The 26,481-nt window shown below is 64.4% G+C and carries 20 protein-coding genes; 2 read left to right on the top strand and 18 right to left on the bottom strand.

The window, feature by feature from the left end; all coding sequences use genetic code 11:
- Nucleotides 1-135: 135 nt before the first annotated feature.
- Both VFB18_RS02730 and VFB18_RS02725 read right to left on the bottom strand, forming a co-directional pair.
- Nucleotides 136-1,593 (bottom strand): flavin monoamine oxidase family protein, encoded by a 1,458-nt coding sequence (locus VFB18_RS02730; protein ID WP_324970815.1) that lies wholly within the window; start codon nucleotides 1,591-1,593, stop codon nucleotides 136-138.
- 410 nt (nucleotides 1,594-2,003) lie between these two features.
- Complete coding sequence (locus VFB18_RS02725; RefSeq protein ID WP_324970812.1) at nucleotides 2,004-2,483, bottom strand: Lrp/AsnC family transcriptional regulator; 480 nt, start codon at nucleotides 2,481-2,483, stop codon at nucleotides 2,004-2,006.
- 139 nt (nucleotides 2,484-2,622) lie between these two features.
- Between VFB18_RS02725 and ald the strand changes: the two genes are divergently transcribed.
- On the top strand, nucleotides 2,623-3,741 hold the full coding sequence (ald, locus tag VFB18_RS02720; protein WP_324970810.1) for an alanine dehydrogenase: 1,119 nt from the start codon (nucleotides 2,623-2,625) through the stop codon (nucleotides 3,739-3,741).
- An 82-nt stretch (nucleotides 3,742-3,823) separates the two neighbouring features.
- Here the strand turns inward: ald and VFB18_RS02715 are convergent, their stop codons facing one another.
- From VFB18_RS02715 to VFB18_RS02665, 11 genes are all read right to left on the bottom strand, one after another.
- A complete protein-coding gene (locus VFB18_RS02715) occupies nucleotides 3,824-5,320 on the bottom strand; it encodes a CoA-acylating methylmalonate-semialdehyde dehydrogenase (protein ID WP_324970808.1) in 1,497 nt (498 codons plus the stop codon).
- 18 nt (nucleotides 5,321-5,338) lie between these two features.
- Nucleotides 5,339-6,664 carry an aspartate aminotransferase family protein gene (locus VFB18_RS02710; RefSeq protein ID WP_324970806.1) on the bottom strand — a complete coding sequence of 442 codons (1,326 nt, stop codon included), beginning with the start codon at nucleotides 6,662-6,664 and terminating at the stop codon, nucleotides 5,339-5,341.
- Between the two features lie 42 nt (nucleotides 6,665-6,706).
- Nucleotides 6,707-7,999 carry a 4-aminobutyrate--2-oxoglutarate transaminase gene (gene gabT / locus VFB18_RS02705; RefSeq protein WP_324970804.1) on the bottom strand — a complete coding sequence of 431 codons (1,293 nt, stop codon included), beginning with the start codon at nucleotides 7,997-7,999 and terminating at the stop codon, nucleotides 6,707-6,709.
- A gap of 50 nt (nucleotides 8,000-8,049) precedes the next feature.
- The gene (locus VFB18_RS02700) at nucleotides 8,050-9,174 is read right to left on the bottom strand and encodes an ABC transporter ATP-binding protein (protein WP_324970826.1); all 1,125 of its coding nucleotides are present in this window, start codon (nucleotides 9,172-9,174) and stop codon (nucleotides 8,050-8,052) included.
- A 45-nt stretch (nucleotides 9,175-9,219) separates the two neighbouring features.
- Nucleotides 9,220-10,044 (bottom strand): ABC transporter permease, encoded by an 825-nt coding sequence (locus VFB18_RS02695; protein ID WP_324970802.1) that lies wholly within the window; start codon nucleotides 10,042-10,044, stop codon nucleotides 9,220-9,222.
- 2 nt (nucleotides 10,045-10,046) lie between these two features.
- Complete coding sequence (locus VFB18_RS02690; protein WP_324970800.1) at nucleotides 10,047-10,961, bottom strand: ABC transporter permease; 915 nt, start codon at nucleotides 10,959-10,961, stop codon at nucleotides 10,047-10,049.
- Nucleotides 10,962-11,020: 59 nt separating this feature from the next.
- Nucleotides 11,021-12,115 (bottom strand): spermidine/putrescine ABC transporter substrate-binding protein, encoded by a 1,095-nt coding sequence (locus VFB18_RS02685; protein ID WP_324970798.1) that lies wholly within the window; start codon nucleotides 12,113-12,115, stop codon nucleotides 11,021-11,023.
- A gap of 132 nt (nucleotides 12,116-12,247) precedes the next feature.
- On the bottom strand, nucleotides 12,248-13,699 hold the full coding sequence (locus VFB18_RS02680; RefSeq protein ID WP_414675631.1) for an NAD-dependent succinate-semialdehyde dehydrogenase: 1,452 nt from the start codon (nucleotides 13,697-13,699) through the stop codon (nucleotides 12,248-12,250).
- Nucleotides 13,700-13,733: 34 nt separating this feature from the next.
- A complete protein-coding gene (locus VFB18_RS02675) occupies nucleotides 13,734-15,083 on the bottom strand; it encodes a glutamine synthetase family protein (RefSeq protein ID WP_324970796.1) in 1,350 nt (449 codons plus the stop codon).
- Entirely contained in the window at nucleotides 15,080-15,817 is a 738-nt protein-coding gene (locus VFB18_RS02670) for a gamma-glutamyl-gamma-aminobutyrate hydrolase family protein (RefSeq protein ID WP_324970794.1), read from the bottom strand. Before VFB18_RS02670 ends, VFB18_RS02675 begins: the two co-directional genes overlap by 4 nt.
- A complete protein-coding gene (locus VFB18_RS02665; protein WP_324970792.1) occupies nucleotides 15,814-17,199 on the bottom strand; it encodes an aspartate aminotransferase family protein in 1,386 nt (461 codons plus the stop codon). Before VFB18_RS02665 ends, VFB18_RS02670 begins: the two co-directional genes overlap by 4 nt.
- A 252-nt stretch (nucleotides 17,200-17,451) precedes the next feature.
- Here VFB18_RS02665 and VFB18_RS02660 point away from each other — a divergent pair, with 252 nt between their 5' ends.
- Nucleotides 17,452-18,156, top strand: coding sequence for a TetR/AcrR family transcriptional regulator C-terminal domain-containing protein (locus VFB18_RS02660; protein WP_324970790.1), 705 nt, complete (start codon nucleotides 17,452-17,454; stop codon nucleotides 18,154-18,156).
- On the opposite strand, the gene VFB18_RS02655 is transcribed toward VFB18_RS02660, so the two are convergent.
- The 5 genes from VFB18_RS02655 to VFB18_RS02635 all read right to left on the bottom strand — a co-directional run bounded on the left by VFB18_RS02655 (nucleotide 18,157) and on the right by VFB18_RS02635 (nucleotide 26,390).
- The gene (locus VFB18_RS02655) at nucleotides 18,157-19,542 is read right to left on the bottom strand and encodes an aldehyde dehydrogenase family protein (protein WP_324970789.1); all 1,386 of its coding nucleotides are present in this window, start codon (nucleotides 19,540-19,542) and stop codon (nucleotides 18,157-18,159) included.
- Between the two features lie 122 nt (nucleotides 19,543-19,664).
- On the bottom strand, nucleotides 19,665-21,236 hold the full coding sequence (locus VFB18_RS02650) for an amino acid permease (protein ID WP_324970788.1): 1,572 nt from the start codon (nucleotides 21,234-21,236) through the stop codon (nucleotides 19,665-19,667).
- A gap of 98 nt (nucleotides 21,237-21,334) precedes the next feature.
- The gene (locus VFB18_RS02645) at nucleotides 21,335-23,785 is read right to left on the bottom strand and encodes an FAD-dependent oxidoreductase (protein ID WP_324970787.1); all 2,451 of its coding nucleotides are present in this window, start codon (nucleotides 23,783-23,785) and stop codon (nucleotides 21,335-21,337) included.
- Nucleotides 23,782-24,702 (bottom strand): phosphotransferase, encoded by a 921-nt coding sequence (locus VFB18_RS02640; RefSeq protein WP_324970822.1) that lies wholly within the window; start codon nucleotides 24,700-24,702, stop codon nucleotides 23,782-23,784. The genes VFB18_RS02645 and VFB18_RS02640 overlap by 4 nt, the downstream gene beginning before the upstream one ends.
- Nucleotides 24,703-24,824: 122 nt before the next feature.
- Nucleotides 24,825-26,390: an amino acid permease gene (locus tag VFB18_RS02635; RefSeq protein WP_324970786.1), complete on the bottom strand. Its 1,566-nt coding sequence runs from the start codon at nucleotides 26,388-26,390 to the stop codon at nucleotides 24,825-24,827.
- Nucleotides 26,391-26,481 lie beyond the last annotated feature (91 nt).

The raw sequence follows: 26,481 nt of genomic DNA, 5'->3' as shown, positions 1-26,481 counted from the left end.
AGATTTTCGGATGATGGGTTTGGACAGGACGCGCAACCCCCCGATAAACCACAAAGAATGTTAGTCCAGGGCGCACACAAGCGCCACAAAAAGCCGTCATTGGCCGCATCTGTAGCGGCTCTGGGACGATCAATTTCATTTGTGCAGCGCCATGATCTTGGTGAGCGCCTTGGCGGCGCGGTTGCCGCTCTGCACGCCGCCATTCATGAAGCCGAGGAATTCGCTGCTGGTGTGCTCGCCGGCAAATTGCAAGCAGCCGTCGAGTGCCGGCTCCGCCGCCACCTCCAGCAGTGTGGTGTATTGGCCCACTTTGGCACCGGCGTAACTTCCGAGGGTGAAGGGATAGACGGCCCAGAACCACGAGGCGACCGCATTCGGATCGAGGCTGCCGACCATCGTCTGCGACATTTTGGGCAGGTCGGCGCGGAAAGCGTCGAGCGCCGACTTGGCGTCGGTGAGTCCGGGCTTGGCGCCGAGATAATTGGTGATGATCCCCGCTTCGCCCGGCTGTGCCCGGCTCGTTTCCCATAGATTCTGAAAGCCGAGATCGGAATAGAACGTGCCGTTGGACGGCGCGGGCAGCCCGGAGTCGGGCTTGCGCCAGACGCGCGAGGTGGTGCCGTTCATGATCTTGGCGTTGATGCCGTAGCCCAGCTCGCGGATGCACTTCAACTTGTCCGCCGACAATCCGAGATTGTCGAGGCCGCTGACCTGGCGGAGCTTGGTGAACGGCAGGGCGAGGATCACCGCGTCGTAGCTGACCTGCTGTGCGCCGCCCGGCGCATCGAAATTCATGACGATCTGGCCGTCCTTCTGGTCGAGCCCGGTCAGCGCAAAGCCCTGCTTCATGTCGATGTTGCCCTGAAGCGCGTTAACCAGCGCCGTAATCAGTGCCGACGAGCCGCCCTTGATGCGATAGACCTCGTCGCTCTCGCCGAACATCGAGAAAGGTTTGCTCAGATCGGTGGTGATGAAGTCCACCATGTTGAGGCTCGACTGATCCTTGGTCTCGAGCCCGTACTCGATGTTGTACGCCACGTCGAGCAGGTCGACCGCCCAGTCGTCGGTCTTGCCGCGGAATTGTTCGAGATAGTCCTTGAGACTCGTCTGATCGAGCTTCTCGGCGAGCGCCGTCCAGTTGTCGTGTTTGTCGGTCAGCTTGCCCGCGTCCTTGGCGATCTGCTTGGCGATGGGGGCAAAGGCGCCGCTCTTTTTCTTGGGATCGATCATGTCCTTGGGCGTGTGAAACTCGCCCTTGAAGAAATAGAGATCCTCCCCGCCGTCGGTGGTGAGGTCCTGCATCTCGACGCCGAGTTCCTTGCCGAGCTTCTGGAGATCCTCGTGATCGGTGTCGACGAATTCGCCCCCGAGTTCGCAGAACATACCTTTGTAAAAATCGTACATGGTGAACATGCGGCCGCCCCAGCGATTGCTCGCCTCGAACAGCACCGGCGATGCTCCCGCCTTCTGAAGCCGGTAGGCGGCGGTCAGCCCGGCGACGCCGCCGCCGACGATGGCGACCGTTTTCGGTCTCGGCTTCTTGTGCCGCTCCGGCTTCTTGGCGTAAGCGCTCCAATCCGTAATGGGCGCCAAGGCTGCAGCCCCCACCGCCGCCGCCGAGAGTCGCAACAAGCGGCGTCGCGTCAGCGCCGAGGTTCGCGGAAAAGCGATGCCATTCTCATGCGATGCTTGGGCAAGAGCTCTCTTTACAGCGGCGAATAACGGCGTACGCGACATAACGAGCACCAAGTCGTTGCGATGAAGGAAAGGTTCCGTACACGAGGCAGTCTGAGGCTGGGCGCGAGAGGATGTCTGGCTGCGGACCTCTTAGGGCGGCGCCCTCGAGACATCGGGACGTGAGATGTAGAGTGGCATCGTCTGCCGCCCCCGGACTAATTCGACAGCGTAGAATATAGCAGACGAAGGGGCCCGCTGAAAAGTTTATGGCGCAGGCCCAAAGTGGCCCTGCAACCATGTGTCGACGCGAAGCGCTCGGTGCGCCGTCACGGCAACAAGCACGAAGCTGGCAGCGGCCGGGTCGCTACCTCCCTGAGCACGAAGCTCGACTTGAGTCGCGCCACGCCAGGTAGCCGCGAGAGCTGCTCCTTGTGAATGCGTTCGTAATCGGCGAGGTCGCGCGCCATGACGGTGACGAGATAGTCGTCCTCCCCGGACATCAGACGGCACGACACCACCGACGGCGCGCGGGCGACGGCCGCCTCGAACGCCTTGAGCACGTCTTCGCTTTGGCTGTTCAGCCCGACATGCACGATGACCGTCATGCCGAGCCCGATGGCATCGCGGTTGATGCGCGCCTGATAGCCTTGGATGACGCCATCCTCTTCGAGCGCGCGGATACGCCGGGCAATCGCCGTCGCCGACAAGGGGATGCGCTCGGCAAGCTCGACCTGGCTCAACCGGCCGTCCTCGAGCAGTGCGGCGAGGATGGCGCGATCCAGCGCGTCGAGTTCCCTTTCGGTCATTTTCCGGCGCCTAACAGTCAATTTGCGCAGAAATATTGCGCAAACATACCATTCTACACCGTAGAATGCCAGCAATCTTTGCCCGATTCGTGGCACCTTCCGGCAATTGAGGAAGCACCCGCCGCCATCGGAGGTCATCATGCGCATTGGCGTTCCGACAGAGATCAAATGCAATGAGTTCAGGGTAGGACTCGTACCGGGCTCGGTCCGCGAGCTCGTCGCGCGCGGGCACGAAGTCATCGTGCAGTCTGGTGCCGGGGCCGGCATCTTCGCCGACGACGCGACCTACGAGAAGGCCGGCGCGCGGATCGTGCCGACGGCCGAAGCGGTGTTTGCCGAGGCCGAGATGATCGTCAAGGTCAAGGAGCCGCAGGCGGTCGAGTATCGCCGGCTGAAGCCGCATCAGATCCTGTTCACCTACTTGCATCTCGCTCCCGATCCCGAGCAGGCGCTCGGTCTGATGGAGTCGGGTGCGACAGCCATCGCCTATGAGACCGTGACCGACGCACATGGCGGGCTGCCGCTGCTCGCGCCGATGAGCGAGGTCGCAGGCCGTCTCGCCATCGAGGCTGCCGCCATTGCGCTTCGCCGTCCGACCGGCGGACGCGGCGTGCTGATGGGCGGCGTGCCGGGCGTGCGTCCCGCCAAGGTGGTCGTGCTCGGCGGCGGCGTGGTCGGCACCCATGCCGCGCGCATGGCAGCCGGTCTTGGCGCCGAAGTTTCCATCATCGATCGCTCGCTCCCCCGGCTGCGCCAGCTCGACGAGCTGTTCGAGGGCCGCGTGCGTACGCTCGCCTCGACGCTCGACACCATCGAGACGGAAGTGCTCGCCGCCGACGTCGTGGTCGGCGCGGTATTGGTTGCCGGCGCGAGCGCGCCGAAGCTCGTCACCCGCGACATGCTCAAGCACATGAAGCGCGGCGCGGTTCTGGTCGACGTCTCGATCGACCAGGGCGGCTGCTTCGAGACCTCCCGGCCCACGACCCATGCCGACCCGACCTTCGAGGTCGACGGCATCATCCATTATTGCGTGGCGAACATGCCGGGCGCGGTTCCTGTCACCTCGGCGCAGGCGCTCAATAACGCGACGCTGCCCTTCGTGATCAAGCTCGCCGATCGGGGCCTCGCCGCCTTCGATGACGACAAGCATCTCGCCGCAGGCCTCAACGTGCGCGACGGCCGCATCATGCATTCCGCGGTTGCGGCCTCGCTCGGCTTCGACCGGATCGAGAACGCGAGGGCGTTGCGCGCGGCTTAAAGTAATCCAACCCCAGCGGACGCAATCCCCCCATCGCGTCCGTCTCAAGCCGGTCCGCTCCTCCCTCGAGCGGACCGGCTTCTTATTTCAGGCTCGGGAAATGGAACTGGGCGCCGGCCCGGATGCCGTTCGGCCAGCGTGCGGTCACCGTTTTGAGCCGCGTATAGAAGCGCACGCCTTCGGGCCCGTAGATCGAATGATCGCCGAACAGCGACCGCTTCCAGCCGCCGAACGAGTGATAGGCGACCGGAACCGGGATCGGCACGTTGATGCCGACCATGCCCACTTCGATCTGGTCGGCGAAGGCGCGCGCGGCGTCGCCGTCGCGGGTGAAGATCGCAGTGCCGTTGCCGTATTCGTGGCCGTTGATGAGGTCGGCGGCGTCGTCGAACCGCTCGGCGCGCACGACGCAGAGCACCGGGCCGAAGATCTCGGTCTTGTAGATGGTCATGTCCTTCCTGACGCGGTCGAACAACGTGCCGCCCAAGAAGTATCCGTTCTCGTAGCCCTGGAGCTTTAGGCCCCGCCCGTCGACGACAAGCTCGGCACCTTCGCTCACGCCCCGGCCGATCAGGCCTTCGATGCGCTGCTTGGCCTCGGCCGTGATGACCGGCCCCATCTCCGACTGAGGATCGGTGGCGGGACCGACCTTCAGGGTGCGAATACGCGGCGCCAGAGCCTCGACCAGCATGTCTCCGGTCTTCTCGCCGACCGGGACGGCGACCGAGATCGCCATGCACCGCTCGCCGGCCGAGCCGAAGCCCGCTCCCATCAGCGCATCAGCGGCCTGGTCGATATCCGCGTCGGGCATGACGATCATGTGATTCTTGGCGCCGCCGAGCGCCTGCACGCGTTTTCCCGAAGCCGAGCCGCGCGTATAGACGTGTTCGGCGACCGGGGTGGAGCCGACGAAACTCACCGCCTTGATGTCGGGATGATCGAGGATGGCGTCGACCGCTTCCCGGTCGCCATGCACGACGTTGAGAACGCCGGCCGGGAAGCCGGCTTCCTGGAAGAGGTCCCACACCAGCATCGAGGTCGACGGATCGCGCTCCGACGGCTTGAGCACGAAGGCGTTGCCGCAGGCAATCGCCACCGGGTACATCCACATCGGCACCATGGCCGGGAAGTTGAACGGCGTGATGCCGGCGACGACGCCGAGCGGCTGCCGGTCCGACCAGCTGTCGATCTCGGGGCCGACATTGCGGCTGAACTCGCCCTTGAGAAGATGCGGAATGCCGCAGGCGAAATCGACCACGTCGATGCCGCGCGAGAGCTCGCCCTTGGCGTCGGCATGGGTCTTGCCGTGCTCCTCCGAGATCTTGCGCGCGATCTCATCGGCGTGCCGCTGCAGCAGCTCCCTGAAGCGGAACATCGGCTGGATGCGTTTGAGCGGCGGCATGGCGCCCCAGCTCGCCGCAGCCTTCTTGGCGGCGGCCACCGCGGCGTCAACCTCCGCGGCGGTCGAGAGCGGCACTTCGGCGATCTGCTCGCCCGTCGCGGGATTATAAACGGCGGCCCGTCGTCGGGACGACGAGGCGACTTTCCGTCCATCGATGGCGTTCTGAAGGATATTCATGGAAACGCGATCCCTTCTTTAGTCGGCCACCGACTTGAGCACGCCGGAGAAAATGTCGAACAGCTGATCGATTTCGCGCTTCTCGATGATGAGCGGCGGCGACAGCGCGATGATGTCGCCGGTCGCGCGGGTGAGGAGTCCGCGATTGAACGCCTCGACGAAGCGCGCATGCGCGCGCTTGCCGGGAGCGTCGGGAATCGGCTCGAACTCGATGGCGCCGATCAGGCCGATATTGCGGAGATCGATGACGTGCGGCAGGCCTTTTAGCGAGTGCACCGCCTCCTGCCAATAGGGCGCAAGCTCGGCCGCGCGCGTGAGCAGTCCCTCTTCTTTATATGTCTCGAGCGTGGCGATGCAGGCGGCGCACGCCACGGGATGGCCGGAATAGGTGTAGCCGTGGAACAGGTCGATGACCTCCTCCGGCCCTTGCAGGAACGCCTCGCGAATCTTCGCCTTCACAAACACCGCGCCCATGGGGATGGTGCCGTTGGTCACGCCCTTGGCGGTGGTGATGATGTCGGGCGAGACGCCGAAATAGTCGGCCGCGAACGGCGCGCCGAGGCGGCCGAAGGCGGTAATGACCTCATCGAAGATGAGCAGGATGTCGTGCTTGGCGCAGATGGCGGCGAGCCGCTTGAGATAGCCCTTGGGCGGCACGAGCACGCCGGTCGAGCACGCCACCGGCTCGACGATGACCGCGGCGATGGTCGAGGCGTCGTGCAGCGCCACGAGGCGCTCGAGATCGTCGGCGAACTCCGCGCCGTGCTCGGGCTCGCCGCGGGAGAAGGCGTTACGGGCGAGATCGTGGGTGTGGCGGATGTGGTCGACGCCCGAGAGCAGCGCGCCGAACCATTTGCGGTTGTTCGGGATGCCGCCGACCGATGTGCCGCCGAAATTCACCCCGTGATAGCCGCGCTCGCGGCCGATCAGGCGCGTCTTGGAGGCGTTGCCCTTGGCGCGGTGATAGGCGAGCGCGATCTTGAGCGCGGTCTCGACCGACTCGGAGCCCGAGTTGGTGAAGAACACGTGGTTGAAGCCTTCTGGCGCCACGTTGACGAGCTTGGAAGCGCATTCGAAGGCGATGGGGTGGCCCATCTGGAAACTGCCGGCGTAGTCGAGCTGGCCGACCTGCTTCCTCACCGCCTCGACGATCTTCGGCCGGCAATGCCCGGCATTGACGCACCACAGTCCCGCCGTGCCGTCGAGCACGCGGCGTCCGTCGCTCGCCGTGTAATACATGCCCTCGGCGCTGACGAGCAGCCGCGGCGCCTTCTTGTATTGCCGGTTCGCGGTGAACGGCATCCAAAAAGCTTCGAGGTCGTTGGTCGCAAGCTTCGCGCTCATGTGAGGTCCTGATGTCTGTATCGATTCAAGAAATTTGGAAGCTCACGCGACCCGGTTCACGGCTTCGGTGAGGCTCGCTTCGAAAATATCCATGCCCTCCCCGACGATGGTATCGCTCGCGGTCAAGGGCACGAGGAAGCGGATGACGTTCCCGTATGTACCACAGGAAAGCAGGATAAGTCCGTTCTCGTTGGCGGTCTTCATCAAGGCCTGCGTGAGCTGCGGCGCCGGCTCGGCGCTCGCCTTGTCCTTGACCAGCTCGATGGCGCACATGGCGCCGAGGCCGCGTACGTCGCCGACGCAATTGAGATTGGAGTTTTTGATCTTGTTGCAGCGGTCGAGGATGATGGCGCCGATCGCGTTGGCCCGGTCGCAGAGCTTCTCCTCCTCGATCACGTCGAGCACGGCATGCGCCGCCGCGCAGGCGATCGGGCTGCCGGCATAGGTGCCGCCGAGGCCGCCCGGATTGGCTGCGTCCATCACCTCGGCGCGGCCGGTGATGGCCGAGAGCGGGAAGCCGCCGGCAAGCCCCTTGGCCATGCTGACCACGTCGGCTTTGACGCCCGAATGCTCGAGCCCGAACATCTTTCCGGTACGGGCGAAGCCCGTCTGAATCTCGTCGGCGATCAAGAGGATGCCGTGCTCGTCGCAGATTGCCCGCAGCGCGCGCAGGAAATCGAATGGGGCGATGTAGAAGCCCCCCTCACCTTGCACCGGCTCGACGATGACGGCGGCGATGCTCGAAGGGTCCGCCACGTATTTGAACAGGGACTTGAGCGAGGCGAGGCTCTCTTCGCTGGTCACCCCGTGATAGGTGTTGGGAAACGCAACGTTATAGACGTCGGCGGGAAACGGCCCGAAGCCCTTCTTGTACGGCACCACCTTGCCGGTAAGCGCCATGCCCATCAGCGTCCGGCCGTGAAACCCGCCGCTGAAGGAGACGATCCCCGGACGGCCGGTGAAGGCGCGCGCGATCTTGATCGCATTCTCGACCGCCTCGGCACCGGTCGAGACCAGCATCGTCTTGGCCGGGCGTTCGACCGGCGCGATCGCATTCAGGCGCTCGGCAAGGCTCACATAGGATTCGTACGGCGTCACCTGGAAGCAGACATGGCTGAACGCCTTGAGTTGCTCCTCGACGGCGGCAACGATCTTGGGATGCTGATGACCGGTGTTGACCACGGCGATGCCCGCACCGAAATCGATGTAGCGTTTGCCGTCCTCGCTCCAGATCTCGGCATTCTTGGCGCGCTTGGCGTAAATCGAGGTGGCATGGGCGACGCCGCGCGCGACGGCCGCTTGCCTCCGCTCGTGAAGCTCAGCAGACGTTGGCATGGGGCGTTCCGTTCTCCCGGGAAGATTGGTGTTGCTGCAACGTGAAGCGGTCAGGACTGGAGCACGACCGGGCTCGAGCCGACCCAGCTGATCCACACCGTCTCGCCCGCGCTGAAGTGGTCCTGATCGAAGCGCGAGCGGTTGGGACGCGATACTCTGATCAACCGGCCGCTGGCAAGCTGCACGTGATAAATGGAAATATCGCCGAGATAGGAGATGTCCTTGATCTGCCCCTTGGCAACGTTGTGCGCGTCCGGGCACTCGGGCACCGAGGGCGCGCGCGGCGCATCTTTGTTGAGGTTCATCTTCTCCGGGCGGATGGCCACCCACACCGCGGAATTCTCCTGGCCCGGCACCGAATGCGGCACGTGCACGGGGTACGGATCGAGCTCGGGGCAAGTCACCACCGCCTCGTCGGGCTTGTCGCTTACGATCTTGCCTTCGAACATGTTCACCGATCCGAGGAAGTCGGCGACAAAGCGCGACGACGGGAACTCATAGAGATCTGACGGCGTGCCGAGCTGGGCGATCGACCCCTTGTTCATCACCGCGATGCGGCAGGCGATGGCGAGCGCCTCGTCCTGATCGTGCGTTACCATGATGAAGGTGATACCGACCTTTTGCTGGAGCTGCGACAACTCGAAGCGCATCGCCTCGCGCAGCTTGGCGTCGAGCGCCGAGAGCGGCTCGTCGAGCAGGAGCACCTTGGGCTTCTTGACCAGCGCGCGCGCGAGCGCCACGCGCTGGCGCTGCCCGCCCGACAGCTGATCGGGCATGCGCTCGCCGAGATGGCCGAGCTGGACGAGGTCGAGCGCCTCCTGCACCCGTCTGTCCCTCTCGGGCTTCGGTACACCATCGATCTTGAGCCCGTAGGCGACGTTGTCGGCGACCGTCATATGGGGAAACACCGCATAGGACTGGAACACCATGTTCACGGCGCGCTTGTTGGGCGGAATGTCGGCCATGTCCTGGCCGTCGATCAGAATCTGCCCTTCGGTCGGAATCTCGAGCCCCGCGAGCATGCGCAGCAACGTCGTCTTGCCGCAACCCGACGGGCCGAGCAGGGCGAAGAACTCGCCCGGCACGATGTCGAGGCTCACATTGTCCACCGCGACCGTCGATCCCCACCGCTTGGTGATGTTGCGGAAGCTGATGATCGGTTTGACGGCGCCCATATTGGCGTTGGCGAGCTTCTGGTCCACGTCATCCACCCCTTGCGGCTACTTACGCTCGCGGCCCTGTATCACCATCATCATCGCCATCAGAGCGATGGTGATCAGGATCAGCATGGTCGATGCGGCGTTGACTTCCGGCGTCACCGAGAAGCGCAGCATCGAATAGACCTTGACCGGGAACGTGATCGTATCAGGTCCCGAAGTGAAGAACGTGATCACGAAATCGTCGAGCGACAGCGTGAAGGACAGGAGAGCGCCGGCGATCAACGCCGGGCGCATATGCGGCAAGAGAACGTCGCGAAACGCCTGCCAATCGTTGGCGCCGAGATCGCGCGCCGCCTCCTCCTGCTCCTTGTTGAAGCTTGCGAGCCGCGCGCCGACGACGAGCGCAACAAAGGGAAAGCAGAATGACACATGCGCGATGGTGATCGATCCGAGGCTGAACGGCCATATGAGATCGTTGGGCCAGGGGAGGACGCGGGTAAAGAACAACAGCATGGCGACCCCCATGCAGATCTCCGGCACCACGATCGGCAAGGTGAAGGCGCCCTCGACCGCCGTCTTGCCGGTGAACCGGTAGCGCCACAGCAACACCGCCGCGAGCGCCCCGATCACGAGCGACACCAGCGTCGCCATGAACGCAATCATCAATGAGTTGGCGAAGGCGATCTGAAGCGCCTGATCATTGAAGAGCTTGTGATAGTAGTTGAGGGTGAAGCCCCGCCATACCGTGTTGCGCTTGCTGTCGTTGAAGCTGAACGCCATCAGCGCCACGAGCGGCGCGTAGAGAAAGAAGAACACGAAAAACAGCCAGACCCGTATCTGCCACATGCTGTTATATTCGAGCGGGGCGCGGCGTTGCTTGGCCATGGTCAGAACCCGTGCCCGTCGGCCGTCTTGCCGCGGCTGAAATAGGCGCGCAGCGCGATCGCGGCGAAGGTCGCGTACATCAGCAAGAACGACAGCGCCGCGCCGAACGGCCAGTCGTTGGCCACCTTGAACTGCCGCTCGATCACATTGGCGATCATTTGGCTGTCGGGGCCGCCGAGCAGGTCCGGCGTGAGATAGGCGCCGAGCGCCGGCACGAAGGTGATGATGATGCCGGAGATGATGCCGGGCAGCGCGAGCGGCATCACGATCGAGTACAGCGTGCGCAGATGGCCGGCGCCGAGATCGAGGCTCGCCTCGATCAGCGACTTGTCGAGCCGGTCGAGCGCGGCGTAGAGCGGCAGCACCATGAACGGCAGGTGGACATAGACGAGGCCAACGATTACGGCGAAGTTGGTGTAGAGCAGTTGCAACGGCGTGAAATCGCCGAGCGGCTCGAGCCCCACCAGCGTCATGAACCAACTCGCGTTGTCCCACAGCCACCCGAGCGTGAAGTTGACGTAGCCCTCGGTGCGCAGCACCGCCATCAGCGCATAGGTGCGGATCAAAAGATTGGTCCAGAACGGCAGCATGATGAGCAGCAGCAGCCATGCCCGCCACTTCTCGCTCGCGAACACGATAGCGAGCGCGACCGGGAAGCCGACGACGAGACAAAGCAGCGTCGTCAGCGCCGCGATCACCACCGATTTGGTGAAGATGCCGAGATAGAGCGGCTGCAGCGCGCGTTCGTAATTGGCAAACGTGCCGCTGATATCGACCTCGGTGAGGCCCGCATTCTCGCCGAAGCTGTAGGCCCACACGATCGCGAGCGGAGCAAGGAAGAAGACGACGATCCAGGCGACCGGCGGAATCGCCGTTGCCAGAAAGCTGAGCCTTTGCTCTTGTTTCTGGGACGCCATGGACGGCTCGGCTCCCTCTTCGCTCCTGTTTCTCGCGTCAGCCGCGCGCCTCCGCTTCGTTACGACGCGCGCAGCCTGGTCATGGCGTCGTCGAGTTCGCGCGTGAACTCGGGTCCGAGGTAGCGCGGATACTCGCACTTGGCCATCACGTCGGCCGGCGGGAAGATCACCGGATTGTCCTTGTAGGACGCCGGCATCAGCGCCACGGCCGCGGCGTTGGGCGACGGATAGAGGATCGTCTTGGTGATCTCTTCCCCGGTCTTGGCATCCAAGATGAAGTTGATGAACTTGAGCGCATTCTCCGGATGCGGCGCGCCCTTCGGAATGGCGAGCGTATCCGACTGGCGCATCGCGCCTTCCTTCGGCACCACGAAGTCGAGATCGTCGTCCTCCTTCATGACCTGCGCGATATCGCCGTTGTACTCCATCACCACGTCGACCTCGCCCGACAGCAGGAGGTCCTGGCCGTTGTCCTCGTGGAACGACTTGATGTTCGGCTTCTGCTTGGTAAGCACGGCCTCCGCCTGCTTGATCAGCTCGGGCGAGGAGTCGTTGATGGACTTGCCGAGATATTTGAAGCAGTTGCGGAAAAGCTCGCTCGCGTCCGACATGACGGCGATGCGGCCCTTGTACTGATCGGAATCGAAGAGATATTTCCAGCTGTCCGGCACGCCCTTCACTTTCGACTTGCGGTAGCCGATGCCGATGACGAGCCAAGTATAGGGCATCGAGTATTTGCGGCCGGGATCGTAGGGCGCGTCGTTGATGAACTCGGGCGAGACGTTCTTGATGTTGGGGATCTTGGCGTGGTCGAGCGGCTCAAGCATGTCGGCCTGGATCATACGCTCGACGAACTCGCTGCCGGGGACGATCACGTCGTAGCCGGGATTGCCGGCGCGGAGCTTGGCGAACAATTCGTCATTCGTGGCGAACAGGCTCATATTGACGTCGATGCCGCTCGCATCCTTGAAGTCCTCGAGCGTGGTTTCGCCGATATAGGTGTCCCAGTTATAGAAATTGAGCTTCTTCTCCTCCTCGGCGAAGGCACGGCGCGTCCTGCCCGAGAGTGTGATGCCGATCGCGGCAGCGCCGAGACCTTTCAGAATTGAGCGTCGCGAGGCGGTGAAAGACTTGGCGTTCGGATCGTCGGTCATACTCACTTCTCCCCTGTGCTTGCGGCTGGTTCGCTCCTAGGCCGGAAAAAACTGCACGTCATCGAGTATGGCCGCGTGCAAGCCGGACGGCCAAGCTCAATCCATAGGCAATTCCTGCCCGGACGTGACCAATCATGCATCGATCCCACCCAGGCAAATATATTTGATCTCGAGATATTCATCCAAACCTTCGGCTGCGCCCTCGCGGCCAAGTCCGGATTCCTTGACGCCGCCGAACGGCACCACCTCGTTCGAGAAGATGCCTTCGTTGACGCCGACCATGCCGGCGTCGAGCTTCTCGGCCACGCGCCAGGCGCGGGCGAGGTTCTCGCTGAACAGATAGGCGGCTAGGCCGAACGGCGTGTCGTTGGCGATCCTGACCGCCTCCTCCTCGGTGTCGAAGCGGACCAGCGCCGCCACGGGCCCGAAGATCTCTTCGCGCACGATCTCCATGTCGGGTCGCACGTCGCCCACGACCGACGGGCGGTAGAACAGCGGCCCGGCCTTATCGACGCTGCCGCCGGTCAGCACCTTGGCACCCTTCTTGACCGCATCGTCCACCAGCGTCTCGACCTTGGCGACCGCCTCGCTCGTGATCAACGGACCGATATTGATGCCAGGCTCGGATCCCGGCCCGACCGACAGCTTCTTCACCGCTTCGACCAGCGCTCCGGCGAAACGGTCATAGATTCCGGACTGAACCAGGATGCGGTTGGCGCAGACGCAAGTCTGGCCGGCGTTGCGATATTTCGAGGCCATGGCGCCCGCCACCGCCTGGTCGAGATCGGCGTCGTCGAACACGAGGAGCGGCGCGTTGCCGCCGAGCTCGAGCGTGAGCTTCTTCACCGTGCCGGCGCATTGGCGGTAGAGAATCTTGCCGACCTCGGTCGAGCCGGTGAAGGACAGCTTGCGCACTCTGGGATCATCGCACCACACCTTGCCGACCGCCGGCGCATCCGTTGTGGTCACGATGTTGAGCACGCCAGGAGGGAGTCCCGCATCCATGCCGAGCTTGGCCACGGCGAGCGCTGAGAGCGGCGTCTCGGCCGCGGGCTTCACCACCACGGTGCACCCCGCGGCAAGCGCCGGCGCCACTTTGCGCGTGATCATGGCGATGGGGAAGTTCCACGGCGCAATCGCCGCGCACACGCCGATCGGCTGCTTGATGGTGATGTAGCGCTTGGAGGCCGCGGTGGTCGGAATGGTGTGCCCGTAGGCGCGCTTGCCCTCCTCGGCGAACCACTCGACGAACGAGGCGCCGTAGCCCACTTCGGCCCGCGCCTCGGCGAGCGGCTTGCCCTGCTCGGCGGTCATCAGCTGGGCGAGGCTCTCCGTCTCGGCCGTCACGAGATCGAACCAGCGCTTGAGAATCGCGGCGCGCTCCTTGGCGGTCTTGGCCGACCACGCCGGAAACGCGCGTGACGCGGCATCGACGGCGCGCGCCGCCTCCTTGGCGCCGAGATCAGGAACGCGCGCGATCTCGGCGCCGGTCGCGGGATCGGTGACAGTGAAGGTTTTGGGCGAGGTGACCCACTCCCCGTCGATCAGGGCCGCGGTCGGAAACTTCTTGAAGATCATGTTCATCGTTCGTCTCCGTCGGCGTGGGCGATGTCCGGCCTCACGCGACCTGGGAATACCAGAGGTGATCGAGCGGCGTGACGATGCGCTCGAAATTGCTGCGCTCGCTCTGCTTCAACCGGGAGAATACCTCCTGGAACGAGGAGCCGAAGGCCCCGCGCACGATGGGCGAGCGTTGGAAGAGATCGAGCGCGTTGACCCAGGCGATCGGCAGCGGCGGCGCATCGATCGTCTCCGAGTTGCCCTCAGCCGCGGGGCCCGGATCGGTCTCGTTGGCGATGCCGTGCCACATCCCGGCAAGAATGGCGGCGATGACGAGATAGGGATTGGCGTCGGCGCCCGCAACACGATGCTCGATGCGGGTCGCGGCCCCGTTATCGCGGGGAACGCGCAGCGCCACGGTGCGGTTGTTGAAGCCCCAATGCGCCGCGAGCGACACGTAGGACTTCGGCACGTAGCGCCGGTAGGCGTTGGCCGACTGGGCCCAGATCGCCATGAAATCGGCCATCGACTCGCGCATGCCGCCGAGCGCGTGCAGGAACAGCTTGGAGACGGGATCGCCCGCGAACAGATTCTGCCCCGATTGGTCGACCAGGCTCAAATGAATATGCATGCCCGAGCCGGCCCAATCGTGATGGGGCTTCGCCATGAAGGTGGCGTCGAGCCCGTGCGCCCGCGCCGCGGCCTTCACCGCGCGCTTCAAGAGCAGACCCTCGAGCGCGGCAACGAGCGCATCGGGGCGGTGTTTGAGATTGATCTCGAACTGGCCGGGCCCCGACTCCTGCATGACCGCGTCGACCAGCAGGCCCTGGACCTCGCAGATACGGTAGACATCGTCGATGAAGGCGGAGAGCGCGTCCATCTCCTCGAAGCCGAAGGTGAGCGGACGGCACGGATCGTCGGAGAGGCCGTCGGGCGTGCTGAGCACGAAAGCGCCGTTCTTGCCGCGCTTGGTAACGTAGAACTCGAGTTCGACCGCGACGACCGGGGTCTGGCCTACGCGGGCGAAACGCTCAACCTGATTGGCGAGCACGGTGCGCGGGTCGAGTTCCTCCTTGCCGTCGACCGCCATCACGACTTGTGCGTGCCTGCCGTCGCCGACTGGAAGCGCCGAAAGCGTTCCGCCGAGGAGATGGCATTGACGGTCGGGATCACCCGTCTCCCACAGCCGCCCCGTTTCCTCGATGCAATTGCCGAGCGGGTCCATGATGAACACCGAGGCCGGCATCAACAGACCCTTCTTGGCGACACCGGCGAGATCGGACCTGCGGATACGCTTGCCGCGCGGCACGCCGTTCATGTCGAACAGGAAGGCGTCGATCCACTGGACCGCGGGGTTGGCCTCGAGGAAGGCTTGTGTTTCGTCTGCGGTGAGCCGCCGAGCTGTCATAGCGCGTGACCTTTTGCTGCCGCGCCGAACCGGCGGAACAGAGATTTGGAAACTTCGTTAGAGCGCGCCGACCACTCGGGGTGCCACTGCACGCCGAGGCAGAAGGCGCCGTCGTCGGGTCCGCGCACGGCTTCGATCAGCCCGTCCTCGGCGAACGCCTCGGGCTTGAGGCCGTTCCCGAGACGGGCGATGCCCTGCCCATGCAGCGAGTTGACCATGATCTCGTCGCGTCCGATCCAGTCGCGCAGCCTGCCGCGCAAGACGACGGGATGGACCGGACCGTAGGCCTCGTCGAGCGGAACATCCTGCTTGGCGCGATGGTCCTTGTGTCCGTCGACCGCGTGCACCGCCTGATGCAGCGTGCCGCCGAGCGCGACGTTCAACTCCTGGACACCGCGGCAGATGGCGAAGAGCGGCGTCTTGCGTTCGACCGCGGCGCGGATAAGCGGAAGGGTCACCGCATCGCGCAAGGGATCGAGGGCGTCGGGATCGATCGGCGCTTCCTCGCCGTAATGCTCCGGCGCGACGTTCGAGAGGCTGCCCGTGAGAAGAACGGCGTCGGCCACGTCCAGAACGGCGCCAATGTCGGTCGCGCCCGCGCCGACCGGCACGAGCAGCGGCTGGCACTCGGCCACCTCCGCGATTGCCGTCGAATATTTGCGGCCCACGGCATCGAACACATCCTCGTCGATCACCTTGGTGCAGGCCGGAATGACGACAATCGGTCGGCTCATGCAGCCACCTCGCCGGCGACGTCGCTGAGCGTGAGATCGAGCACGCGGCGGATGACCGCCTCGGCCTCGTCGAACTGATCTTTCGTCCAGATCAGCGGCGGGGCCATGACCATGGTGTCGAACACCGCGCGCATGATGAAACCCTCGCGGAAGAAATGATCCCGGCAGATGAGGCCGACACGGCCGAGGTTGTCGAACCGGCGCCGCGTCCGCTTGTCAGCCACGAGTTCGATCGCGCCGAGGAGCCCGATGGAACGCACCTCACCGACCAGCGGATGGTCCTTGAACTTCGCCAGCATCTTGGCGAGCGACGGAGCGCCGAACTCCTTGACCCGCGGGACGAGGCGCTCCTCCTCCATAATCTCGAGATTCTTGAGCGCGACGGCGCAGGCGACCGGATGGCCCGAGAAGGTATAGCCGTGATGGAAATCGTCGTCGTGCGCCATCAGCGTGTCGGCGATCTCGTCATGCACGATGACTCCCGAGAGCGGCAGATAGCCCGAGGTCACCGCCTTGGCGAAGGTCATGAGGTGCGGCTTGAGCCCGTAATGCTGCGAGGCGAACCACGTGCCGAGCCGGCCGAAGCCGGTGATCACCTCGTCGGCCAGCAGCAGGATCCCGTATTTGTCGATGATGCGCTGCACCTCGGGCCAATAGGTCTCGGGCGCGATCTTGACCCCGCCCGCGCCCTGCACCGGCTCGCCGGCGAACGCAGCGACGTTCTCTGGCCCCACCGCGAGGATCTCCTCCTCGAGCGCGCGCGCGGCGCGCAGGCCGAATGCCTCGGGCGTTTCGCCATCCTTCGCCTCGCCGTACCAATAGGGATCCATGATGTGTCGGAACCCCTCGTAGACCGGGTAGCTGTGCGCATGCACGTGCGCCATGCCGCCCATCGAGCCGGCGGCGATGGTCGAGCCGTGATAGGCGTTCTTGCGCGAGATGATGATGCGCCGCTGGGGCTCGCCCTTGAGCACCCAATAATGGCGGATGAGGCGGATCGCGGTGTCGTTAGACTCCGAGCCCGACGAGCCGAAGAACACCTGATTGAGGTTGGCTGGGGCGATCTCGGCGAGCTTGCGAGCGAGCGCTACGACCGGCGGATGGGTAGTGCGGAAAAAGGTGTTGTAATAGGGCAGATCGAGCATCTGCTTGTAGGCCGCCTCGGCGAGCGCCTTGCGCCCGTAGCCGACATTGGTGGTCCACAAGCCCGCCATGCCGTCGAGAATGCGATGGCCTTCGCTGTCGAAGATGTAAGGCCCCTCCCCGCGCACGATGACGCGCGCACCGCCGGTGCGAAGCGACTTGTGGTCGGTAAAAGGATGCAGATGATGGAGAGCGTCGAGCTCTTTAATTTGCGCGGTCTGATATTGATTCGTCACCATGGAAACCTCCAGCAATTAGCCTGGCCCGGGGGCCGTACGTTCAGCGCTGGAAGCTGGCGTGGGGCGTGTAGCCGATGCGGGCGCAGAGCAGGAGCAGGACGCTCTTCCTGCATGGCCCGTGCGAGATAACCGAAATCCGGGAAACCGACATCAAAGCCCGCGCCCACTCTCGCCAGACCCGCGTGGCAGCCTTGACAGGGGTCAATCCGCGGGTATGGCTACGGCGAAGATTTTATTGGCTACGGTGTAGAATTGTCAACGCGAACGGTACGCAAGGCGAGTGCAGGCAAGGCAGGCCCCCGGCCGCGGGGGCGGCGCGGGCTCGACAAGAATACGATCCTCGCCGCCGCCTTCGACCTGCTGTCGCGCGACGGGGAAGCGGGCTTTTCCGTGCGGAAACTAGGGCTTTGCATGGGCGTCGACCCGATGACCGTGCTGCATCATTTCGGCTCGAAAGAGGAGCTGCTGCGGCGCATCGCCGACCAGGCGCTCGCTACGGTTGAACTGCCCGAGCCGAGCGGCGACTGGCGCGAGGACCTCCGCCGCGTGGCTGCCGCCTATCGCGACCTCGCCCGCCGCCATCCTCGCATTTTTCCCTTGCACTTCCGCTTCCACGCCACGGGTCCCGCCGACCATGCCTCGAGCGAGGTGGTGTACCGGGCGCTGAGGCACGCTGGCCTGTGCGACGCCGAAGCGGCGGGACTCGGGCTTGCCTTCTACGCCTTCATCCTCGGTTACGCCTTGGCCGAAGCCGAGGGGCTCCTGCGCCCGATCGACAAGTCGGCCGAGGCCGAGCTCAAGGCGCTAGACTCCCTCGCCTACCCGGCAACGCTTGCGCTCGTCCCCGCCTTCAAGGCGCTCGATCGCGACGCGACGTTTGCCGCCTCGGTCGAAGCCTTCATCGACGGGGTGGCGTGCCGGTGCAATTCTCGGCGCGGCAAGTCTCGGCGCGACTGATCATACCGCGCGGAGGTGAAAGCTCTTCGGCTGCGTCAGCGCGTCGAAACCGTATTTCGAGAGCGTCGTCCCGCGCCCCGTGTCCTTGACCCCGGTCCAGGTCAAATGCGGATCGAGATAGTCGCACCGGTTCATGAACACGGTGCCTGTCTCGATGCGCGCGCCGATCTCGGCCGCGCGCTCCATGTCTTGCGTCCAGATCGAGGCGGTCAGGCCATACGGGCTGTCGTTCATCAGGGTGATCGCTTCCTCGTCGTCCCGCACCTTCATGATGCCGACCACCGGGCCGAAGCTCTCCTCGCGCATCACCTCCATTTGGTGATCGACATTGACGAGCACCTCGGGCGCAAGATAAGGCGAGCCAGGCCGGTCGCCATCGACCTTCATGTTGATGAGCGCGGTGGCGCCCTTGCGCCGCGCCTCGGCGATCTGCTCCCGCACCGTATCGGCGAACGAACTCCGCGCCATCGGTCCGAGGGTCGTCGCCTGATCGAGCGGATTGCCGACCACGTATTTCCGCGTGAGATCGGCGAAGCCCGCGACGAAATCGTCGTAGACGCCGGCGTCGACGTAGATGCGCTCGACCCCGCAGCAACATTGGCCGGAGTTGTAGAACGTGCCGTCGACGAGATTTTCGATGGCGTGATCGAGCTTGGCGTCGGCGCGCACATAGGCGGGATCCTTGCCGCCGAGCTCGAGCCCGAGCGAAGCGAACGTGCCAGCAGTTGCTCGCTCGATGGCCCGGCCGCCCGCGACCGATCCGGTGAAATTGACGTGGTCGATCCGCCCGGAGCGGATCAGCGCCTCGGTCTGTTCGTGGCTCATCACCAGATTGTGGAACAAGCCTTTGGGCAGGCCGGCCCGGCGGAAGGCTTGGTCGATGCGCTCGCCCACGAGCAGCGTCTGCACCGCATGCTTGAGGATAATGGCGTTGCCGGCAAGAAGTCCCGGCACGATAGTGTTGAGCGCGGTGAGATAGGGATAGTTCCATGGCGCAATCACCAGCACGATGCCGAGCGGCTCGCGCGCGATATAGCGCCGGAAGCCGGGCGTTTCCGGCGGCACGTAAGGCTTGAGCGCCTCCTCGGCCATCGCCGCCATGGCGCGGACCCGCTCCTCGGCCGCGCGCCTCTCGCCGCCGTAGCGCACGGGGCGGCCCATCTGCCAGGCAAGCTCGACCGTGATCTCGTCGTTCATGGCGACCAGCGCATCGAGAAAGGCGAGCATGTAGTCGGCACGCTTCTTGATCGGGACGGCTCTCCATTCGGGGAGCGCCGCGCGCGCGGACGACACCGCAGCGTCGATCTCGGCGTCGCGCGCGATCGGCCGCTCGGCATAGACCGAGCCGTCGACCGGGGAGATGATCTTTTGCGTGTGGTCGCTCATGGCGGGGAAACTCTCAAGGATCCGACGAATGCGCCAGCTTGGCCGCGGGAAGGCAGCAGTGTTGCCGCAACTTGTCAATAGAAGCGCGCGCGAGTCCATTGCGGGCCGCCGTCCCGCGGCGTCTAGCTCCGCGACTTGAGCGCGGCCTCTCCGCGATGCTTCAGCGCAAACGCCTCCTCCGGCGAGAACACGAGCGACTTCCGTCCATGCACCGCGAAATAGAGGATCGCGAGCGCGTACCAGACGGCGACTCCGATCACGCCGGTGCGATAGACCGGGTCGGTGAGCTGGAAGGCGATCGTCACGATGGCGATGGTGGTGGTGAGGAGAGCGCCCGGCACGCCGAACGGGCTCCGGTAGGGCCGCTCGATGTTCGGAAATCTCCTCCGCAGTTGAACGAAGGTGAGCGACTGGAGCAGATAGGAAAACATCGCGCCGAACACCGCCATGTTGAGTAGAACGCCGCCGATGAACGAACCCGCCGCCTCCCCGCCCATGCTGAACCACACCACCAGCATCACCGCGAGCCCGAGCAGCCCGCCGCCGATGAGGGCCACGTTCGGCGTCTTGTGCACGCCGTGCGTCACGGACAGGAAATGCGGGAAATAGCCCGCCCGCGACAGCGAATAGATCTGCCGTCCGTAGGCGAAGATGATGGCGTGGAAGCTCGCCACCAGCCCGCACACCGCGAGCAAGCTCAGCATCTTCGCCCAGTTCGAGCCGAAGATGGCGCGAAACCCGTCGAGGATCGGCTCGCCAGAGGTGCCGAGCGCAAATGCGCCGTGCACCGTGGTCACCGTGCTCGTTGCGGCATCGACCAGTTGGCGCTCGATCGGGATCGCCGGGTTGATGAAAAGGACCAGGAACCCGAGCGCGATCAGCGTGAACATGCCGAGCATGATGCCGCGCGGCATGTCGCGCTTCGGGTCTTCCGATTCCTCGGCCGCGAGCGGCAGCTGCTCGATGGCGAGAAACAGCCACACCGCAAACGGCATGGCGGCAAGCACGCCGTGCAGACCGAACGGTAGGAACGGACCGTTGCCGTCGGGCAGCTCCACCGCCGCCCCGTTGGCATCGGCGCCGATATTCATGGCGTATTTCCCGAAGTCCAAGAACGGGATGGCGCTCACGAAGAACACGATAAGAATGAGCATCGCGAGCAGGGTCACCGTCGCCGTGACCAGGAACGACAGCTCGACGCCGCGCGTATTGGCGGCGATGAAGACGATATACCCCAAGCCCCACCAAATGGGCTGCAACGCGGGCGGCGTTTCGAAGATCGCGGTGAGATAGGTGCCGATGAAATAGACGATTACCGCTGGCGTGAGCACGTATTCGATGTTCTCGGCGACGCCGGTGATGAAGCCGCCCCACGGTCCGAATGCCGTTCGCGCAAAGGAATAGGCCCCGCCGGTATGCGGCAACGCCGGGCTCATTTCGGCGATCGAATAGGTCAGTCCGAGATACATGATGGTGATGACGACGGTGCCAACGAACATGCCGCCCCAGCCGCCCACGGCAAAGCCGAGGTTCCAGCCGGAGAAATCGCCGGAGATCACCGCGGCGACCCCGAGCGCCCACAAGTAAAAGACGCCGGCGTGGCGCCTCAGCTCGCGCTGGTCGAAATAGTCCTTATCGGTCGATTGGTAGGAAACCCCGCCTTCGTAGCGCTTCCCGGCAATGTTGTCCGGCATTTGCCCGCTCCGCTAACGAGGCCTAAGCCTACGGGCCGACCTCTCTGTCGTCCCCACGAGAATCCCGCCGCCAATTTGAGCACCGGGAACGAAAGCCCTCAACTCTTAATTCGCGACATTGTCGGGTCGTAGAGCGGGTCGAGGAATACCTCTGCCGGCACCCGCTCCGTGGCGACTTCAAGCTCGTAGCGGCCGGAGAGCACCTTGTTTCGATCGACTCCGTTTTCCGGATCGCGCACGTAGCCGTAGCCGATCGACCGGCCGACCGTGTAGCCGTAGCCGCCGCTCGACAGCCAGCCGACGCGCTTGCCGTCGCGGTAGATCGTTTCCCGGCCCAAGAGCACGATCGAAGGATCGGTGGTGAAGCCTGCAAGCAGGCGCGGCAGCTTGCCGTTCGCCTGGGCCTCGAGCGCTTCGCGTCCCTGAAATGGTCGATTCGATTTGAGCTTCACCGCCCAGCCGAGCCCGGCAACGAGCGGCGAATGGTCAGGTCCGATGTCCGCGCCCCAGGCGCGGTAGCCCTTCTCCAGCCGCAGCGACTCGATGGCACGATAGCCGGCGTTGGCAATGCCGTGGCGTTGTCCCTCGGCCATGAGCGCGTCGTACACGGTAAGCGCAAACTCCACCGGGATGTGCAGCTCCCAGCCGAGCTCGCCGACATAGGTCACGCGAAGCGCGAGCAACGGCGCATCGGCAAGCGTCATTCGCTTCGCCCTGCCGAACGGAAAGGCGCCATTCGACAGGTCATGGTCGGTCAGAGCCTGTAGCACATCGCGCGAACGCGGGCCCATCACCGAAAGAACGGCATAAGCGGAGGTGACGTCGACTACGCGGGCGTCGAGCCCATCGGGAATCGAGCGCGAGATCCAGTCGAAGTCGTGCGTGGCGAAGCCGGTGCCGGTCACGATGTAGTACTCGGTCTCCGACAGACGGCCGACAGTCAGATCACATTCGATGCCGCCGCGGGCATTCAGCATCTGCGTATAGACGAGGTGACCTGCGGGCTTGGCGACGTCGTTGGCGCAGATCCACGACAGCGCCGCCTCGGCATCGCGGCCGGTCACCACGAACTTGGCGAACGAAGTCTGGTCGAACACGGCGACGCGCTCCCGCGCCGCCGCATGTTCGCGCCCGACCGCGGCGAACCAGTTCTGGCGGCCGTAGCTGTAACGATCTTCGGGCGTCTCGCCGCCAGCGAGATCGGCAAACCAGTTCGGACGCTCCCAGCCGAGCTTCTCGCCGAAAGAGGCCCCTTGTGCCTTGAGTCGGTCGTAAAGCGGCGAGCGGCGCAACGGGCGCCCCGAGTGATGCTCCTCGAACGGCCAGGCCATTGTGTAGTGCTTGGCGTAGGCTTCGAGCGTGCGCGTCCTCACCCAATTCGTGTCGAGCGTATTTTTGCCGAAGCGGCGGATGTCGACCGGCCAGAGATCGTAGGGCGGCTCGCCCTTGGCTACCCATTCGGCAAGCGCCATGCCGGCGCCTCCGCCCGAGGCGATGCCGAAGGCGTTGAAACCGGTTCCGACGAAGATGCCGCGCACCTCGGGCGCCTCGCCGAGAATAAAGTTGCCGTCGGGCGTGAAGCTTTCCGGTCCGTTGATGAACTGCTTGATGCCGGCGGTCTGCATCGCCGGCACGCGGCCGATGGCGAGCTCGAGCAGCGGCTCGAAATGCTCGAGATCGTCCTCGAGAAGCTGAAACTCGAAGCGATCGGGAAGCCCGCGCTCGGCCCACGGCATGGGATTGGGCTCATAGCCGCCCATGACAAGGCCGCCCACCTCCTCCTTCCAATAGGTGAGACGGTCGGGATCGCGCAGCGTCGGCAGGTTCGATGTGACACCATCGATCGCCTCAGTGATCAGATATTGATGCTGCACCGAGACGAGCGGGATGTTGACGCCGGCCTTCTGCCCGATCTCGCGCGACCACTGCCCGGCGCCGATCACCAGTTTCTCGCACGTAATGCGCCCCTTGTCGGTGACGACGGCGCGCACGCGGCCTCCCTCGACCTCGATCCCGGTGACCTTGACCTCCTCGGCAATGGTGACGCCCTTCTGGCGCGCGCCCTTTGCCAACGACATGGCGATATCGGATGGCGAGGCTTGTCCGTCGGTGGGAAGAAATGCGGCGCCGACCACGTCATCGATTTGCATCAATGGCCACAGCTTCTGCGCTTCCTTGGCGTCGAGCAGATGCATCTCAAGCCCAAACGAGGTGGCGGTCGTCGCCTGGCGCTTCACCTCGATCCAGCGCTCGGGATTGCAGGCAAGGCGCAAGCCTCCGTTCCGCTTCCACCCCGTGGCAAGCCCGGTCTCCTGTTCGAGCCGCTCGTAGAGCGCGACGGAATAGCCGAGGAGCTGGGTGATGTTGGCGCTCGTGCGCAACTGGCCGACCAGCCCCGCCGCATGCCAGGTCGAGCCGCAGGTGAGCTTCCCCTGTTCGAGTAGGAGCACGTCGGTCTGGCCCATCCGTCCGAGGTGATAGGCCACGGAGCAGCCGACGATGCCTCCGCCGATGATCACGGTCTTGGCTGAGGAGGGCAGTTCGGTCATGTTCGATCCATCGCGAGATAGGCCGCATAGGCCGCCTCGAAGCGGCGCAGGTTTTCCGCCGTGTAGGCGGCATAGTCGAAGTCAACGGTGGAGTAGATTTCCGACACCATGCTCCACATGGTTTCGCGCAGCAGCGACGCCGCGGTCATGGCCGAGGCGCGAAGCCGCAAGCGATCGTCGACCGGCCTCTCGAAATAGAGGCTCAATGCCAGCTCGGCCTGCTCTTTGGAAAGTTCGCTGTTCGAGGCAAGTCCGCCGAGATCGAACAGCGGCGAATTGAATCCGGCATAGTCCCAATCGACGAGCCAAAGCCGCTCCCCGTCGTCGATGAAGTTGGCGGCGAGAAGATCGTTGTGCCCGAACACGACGTCGATCGGACCGACCGCCGCCTCAAGCCGCGCCGAGCGCGTCAGAAGTTCGGCAAGAAGGGGAAGGTGCGGGCTGCCGGCCTCGCGCAGCGTGTGCGCATAGTCGCGCACGACGTGAAACACCCAGAACATCGCCGCCGGGCCACGCAAGTGCTGGGGAACATCGCGATGGCACCGGCGCACGATGTCGATCAGCCGCGGCAGGTTTGCCGGATTGCGCACGTCGTCCGGCGTGAAGGTGCGCCCCTCGATGAAATCGAGCACGAGAATGCCGGGCTCGGCATGCACCACGCGCGGGCTCAAGCCCGCAAGATAGGCCGCCTGGCTCGCCGCGAGCTCGTTCGCGCGCACGATGCCGTGCACCGGAATATCGCTCCCGACCCGCACCACGTAGCGGCGGCCGCGATCCTCGACGATGAAGTTCTTGTTGGTGATCCCGCCAGCGAGGGGAACGGGATCGACGCGCCCGAACCAGATCTCGAGCTCGGCGATGCGCGCCGCCGAAACCTCCTGCGCCGAATCGAGGCTCACGTCCTCGTCCTCCGCGATGAGCGGCACGCTCGCCGCGTCGCCGCCGAACTTGCCCCAGCCGCCATTGGCAACGTTCTAGCAAAGACTAGACCGCGCGGGACAGCGTCCCGCGCGGCCGTTTAGTGCCAGCTTGTGTTAGATCAAATTTCGCCGATGGCCTTTTCCGCCTCGCGGATCGCCGCCTGACGCTTGGCGATCATCTCGCCGAGCGGCGGCCCCTGGAAGCGGCGATTCTCGAACAGGATCCAGACCAGCGCCGTGATGGCCAGGAAGGCGATGACGATCCATAGCGCCCAGTCGTTCGGCGGCTGGATGCCGATGAAGAAGATCAGCACCATCGAGATCAGCGACAGCACGCAGGAGGCCTTGAACCAGAACGGGCCTAGGTCCCACGGGCCCATCCTGTCCCATTTCGGGGTGCCGTGCGCGAACAGAGCGAGCGCGATCGGCACCGAGAAGGACAGGAACAGGAAGATGACCGTGGACGACACCACGATGGTATAGGCCGAGGTTCCCGCGACCGACACCAGTGATGCGCCCCACACGAACAGCACCGCGGCCGTCGCCGCCGTCCAGATCGCCGCGACCGGAGTGCGGTGCTTATGGCTGACCCGGGCGAGCGCCTTGGAGAATGGCAAGCCGCCGTCGCGCGAGAAGGCGAAGATCATGCGCGAGGCGGACGTCACCGTCGCCAGACCGCATAGCAGCTGGGAGATGAAGATCGCGACGTACAGGATCTCCTTGATCACCGGTCCGACGCGGGCATCCATTCCCCAGAAGAACACGTTCCAGCCCTGCTTCGCCGCTTCGTCCATGTTGGGGATCATCAGCACGAAAGCGCACAGCATGATCCAGCCGAAGACCGCCGACCACAGCACCGAGTGGGTGATGCCGCGCGGCACCGAATGTGCCGCTCTCATGGTTTCTTCCGAGGTATGCGCCGAAGCATCATAGCCGGTGATCGTGTAGATCGGCAGCAACAGACCGAGCAGGAACACCCAGCTGCCCGACACCGGAGGCCATACGTTGCCGCCGGGTTCGCCCGAATAGTTGGCGAAGGTCCACAGCCGCGAGATGTCCCAGTGCTCGGCGGCGATAAGGGCCACCACCGCAAGCGCAACCGAGGTCGCGAAGATGAGATAGCCCGAGAAGTCGGTGAGCAGCGCCGTGAGCCTGATGCCGAGATGATTGATCAGCGCCATGCCGCCGGTGATGATGATGAGAAAGATCGTCTGATTGGTGATGGTGTTCTCGATGCCGAGCTGCGGAAAGGCGCCTTCGAAGAAGGTCCAGGTGCCGACATTGATGGCCCCGAGCACGGTGATCAGTCCGAGCAGATTGAGCCACGCCGTGAGCCAGCCGGTGAACCGGTTGCCCAGGATCGAGCCCCAGTGATAGAGCCCGCCCGCCGTCGGATAGGCCGATCCGATCTGCGCCAGAGCGAGCGCGAACACGCCCGACACGGCACAACCGAGCGGCCAGCCGAAGCCAATCGCGGCGCCGCCCGCGCCCGACGTGCCTTGGGCGAGCGAGTTGATGCCGCCCGAGAGAATGCAGATGATCGAGAAGGAGATCGCGAAATTGGAGAACTGGCGCATGCGCCGGTCGAGTTCCTGCGCATAGCCCATGCTGTGGAGAACCTTCACGTCCTCCTTTTTGTCGGCCTCGGTATAGCCACCCGAAGCGACACTAGGTCCGTCAGCCATTGTCAAACCCCCCGATTTGTGGCCAGGCAACTTAACCTGACCTCTGATTCTATCACGCCGCGGCCGCAAGGAGCAGAGACTTCTCGCTGGA

It is taken from the genome of Methyloceanibacter sp., from assembly GCF_035650995.1.
GTDB lineage: Bacteria > Pseudomonadota > Alphaproteobacteria > Rhizobiales > Methyloligellaceae > Methyloceanibacter.
Note: the sequence above shows the minus strand (reverse complement) of the source record. Positions and strands in the feature narration are given on the sequence as shown.

Excerpts from the sequence above, each read along its gene's own strand:
- VFB18_RS02675 (WP_324970796.1), bottom strand. The coding sequence starts at position 15,083 with ATGACAGCTCGGCGGCTCACCGCAGACGAAACACAAGCCTTCCTCGAG.
- VFB18_RS02670 (WP_324970794.1), bottom strand. The coding sequence starts at position 15,817 with ATGAGCCGACCGATTGTCGTCATTCCGGCCTGCACCAAGGTGATCGAC.
- VFB18_RS02680 (WP_414675631.1), bottom strand. The coding sequence starts at position 13,699 with ATGAACATGATCTTCAAGAAGTTTCCGACCGCGGCCCTGATCGACGGG.
- VFB18_RS02665 (WP_324970792.1), bottom strand. The coding sequence starts at position 17,199 with ATGGTGACGAATCAATATCAGACCGCGCAAATTAAAGAGCTCGACGCT.
- VFB18_RS02715 (WP_324970808.1), bottom strand. The coding sequence starts at position 5,320 with ATGAATATCCTTCAGAACGCCATCGATGGACGGAAAGTCGCCTCGTCG.
- VFB18_RS02645 (WP_324970787.1), bottom strand. The coding sequence starts at position 23,785 with ATGACCGAACTGCCCTCCTCAGCCAAGACCGTGATCATCGGCGGAGGC.
- VFB18_RS02650 (WP_324970788.1), bottom strand. The coding sequence starts at position 21,236 with ATGCCGGACAACATTGCCGGGAAGCGCTACGAAGGCGGGGTTTCCTAC.
- VFB18_RS02690 (WP_324970800.1), bottom strand. The coding sequence starts at position 10,961 with ATGGCGTCCCAGAAACAAGAGCAAAGGCTCAGCTTTCTGGCAACGGCG.
- VFB18_RS02710 (WP_324970806.1), bottom strand. The coding sequence starts at position 6,664 with ATGAGCGCGAAGCTTGCGACCAACGACCTCGAAGCTTTTTGGATGCCG.
- VFB18_RS02635 (WP_324970786.1), bottom strand. The coding sequence starts at position 26,390 with ATGGCTGACGGACCTAGTGTCGCTTCGGGTGGCTATACCGAGGCCGAC.
- VFB18_RS02725 (WP_324970812.1), bottom strand. The coding sequence starts at position 2,483 with ATGACCGAAAGGGAACTCGACGCGCTGGATCGCGCCATCCTCGCCGCA.
- gabT (WP_324970804.1), bottom strand. The coding sequence starts at position 7,999 with ATGCCAACGTCTGCTGAGCTTCACGAGCGGAGGCAAGCGGCCGTCGCG.
- VFB18_RS02695 (WP_324970802.1), bottom strand. The coding sequence starts at position 10,044 with ATGGCCAAGCAACGCCGCGCCCCGCTCGAATATAACAGCATGTGGCAG.
- VFB18_RS02700 (WP_324970826.1), bottom strand. The coding sequence starts at position 9,174 with ATGGGCGCCGTCAAACCGATCATCAGCTTCCGCAACATCACCAAGCGG.
- VFB18_RS02685 (WP_324970798.1), bottom strand. The coding sequence starts at position 12,115 with ATGACCGACGATCCGAACGCCAAGTCTTTCACCGCCTCGCGACGCTCA.
- ald (WP_324970810.1), top strand. The coding sequence starts at position 2,623 with ATGCGCATTGGCGTTCCGACAGAGATCAAATGCAATGAGTTCAGGGTA.
- VFB18_RS02655 (WP_324970789.1), bottom strand. The coding sequence starts at position 19,542 with ATGAGCGACCACACGCAAAAGATCATCTCCCCGGTCGACGGCTCGGTC.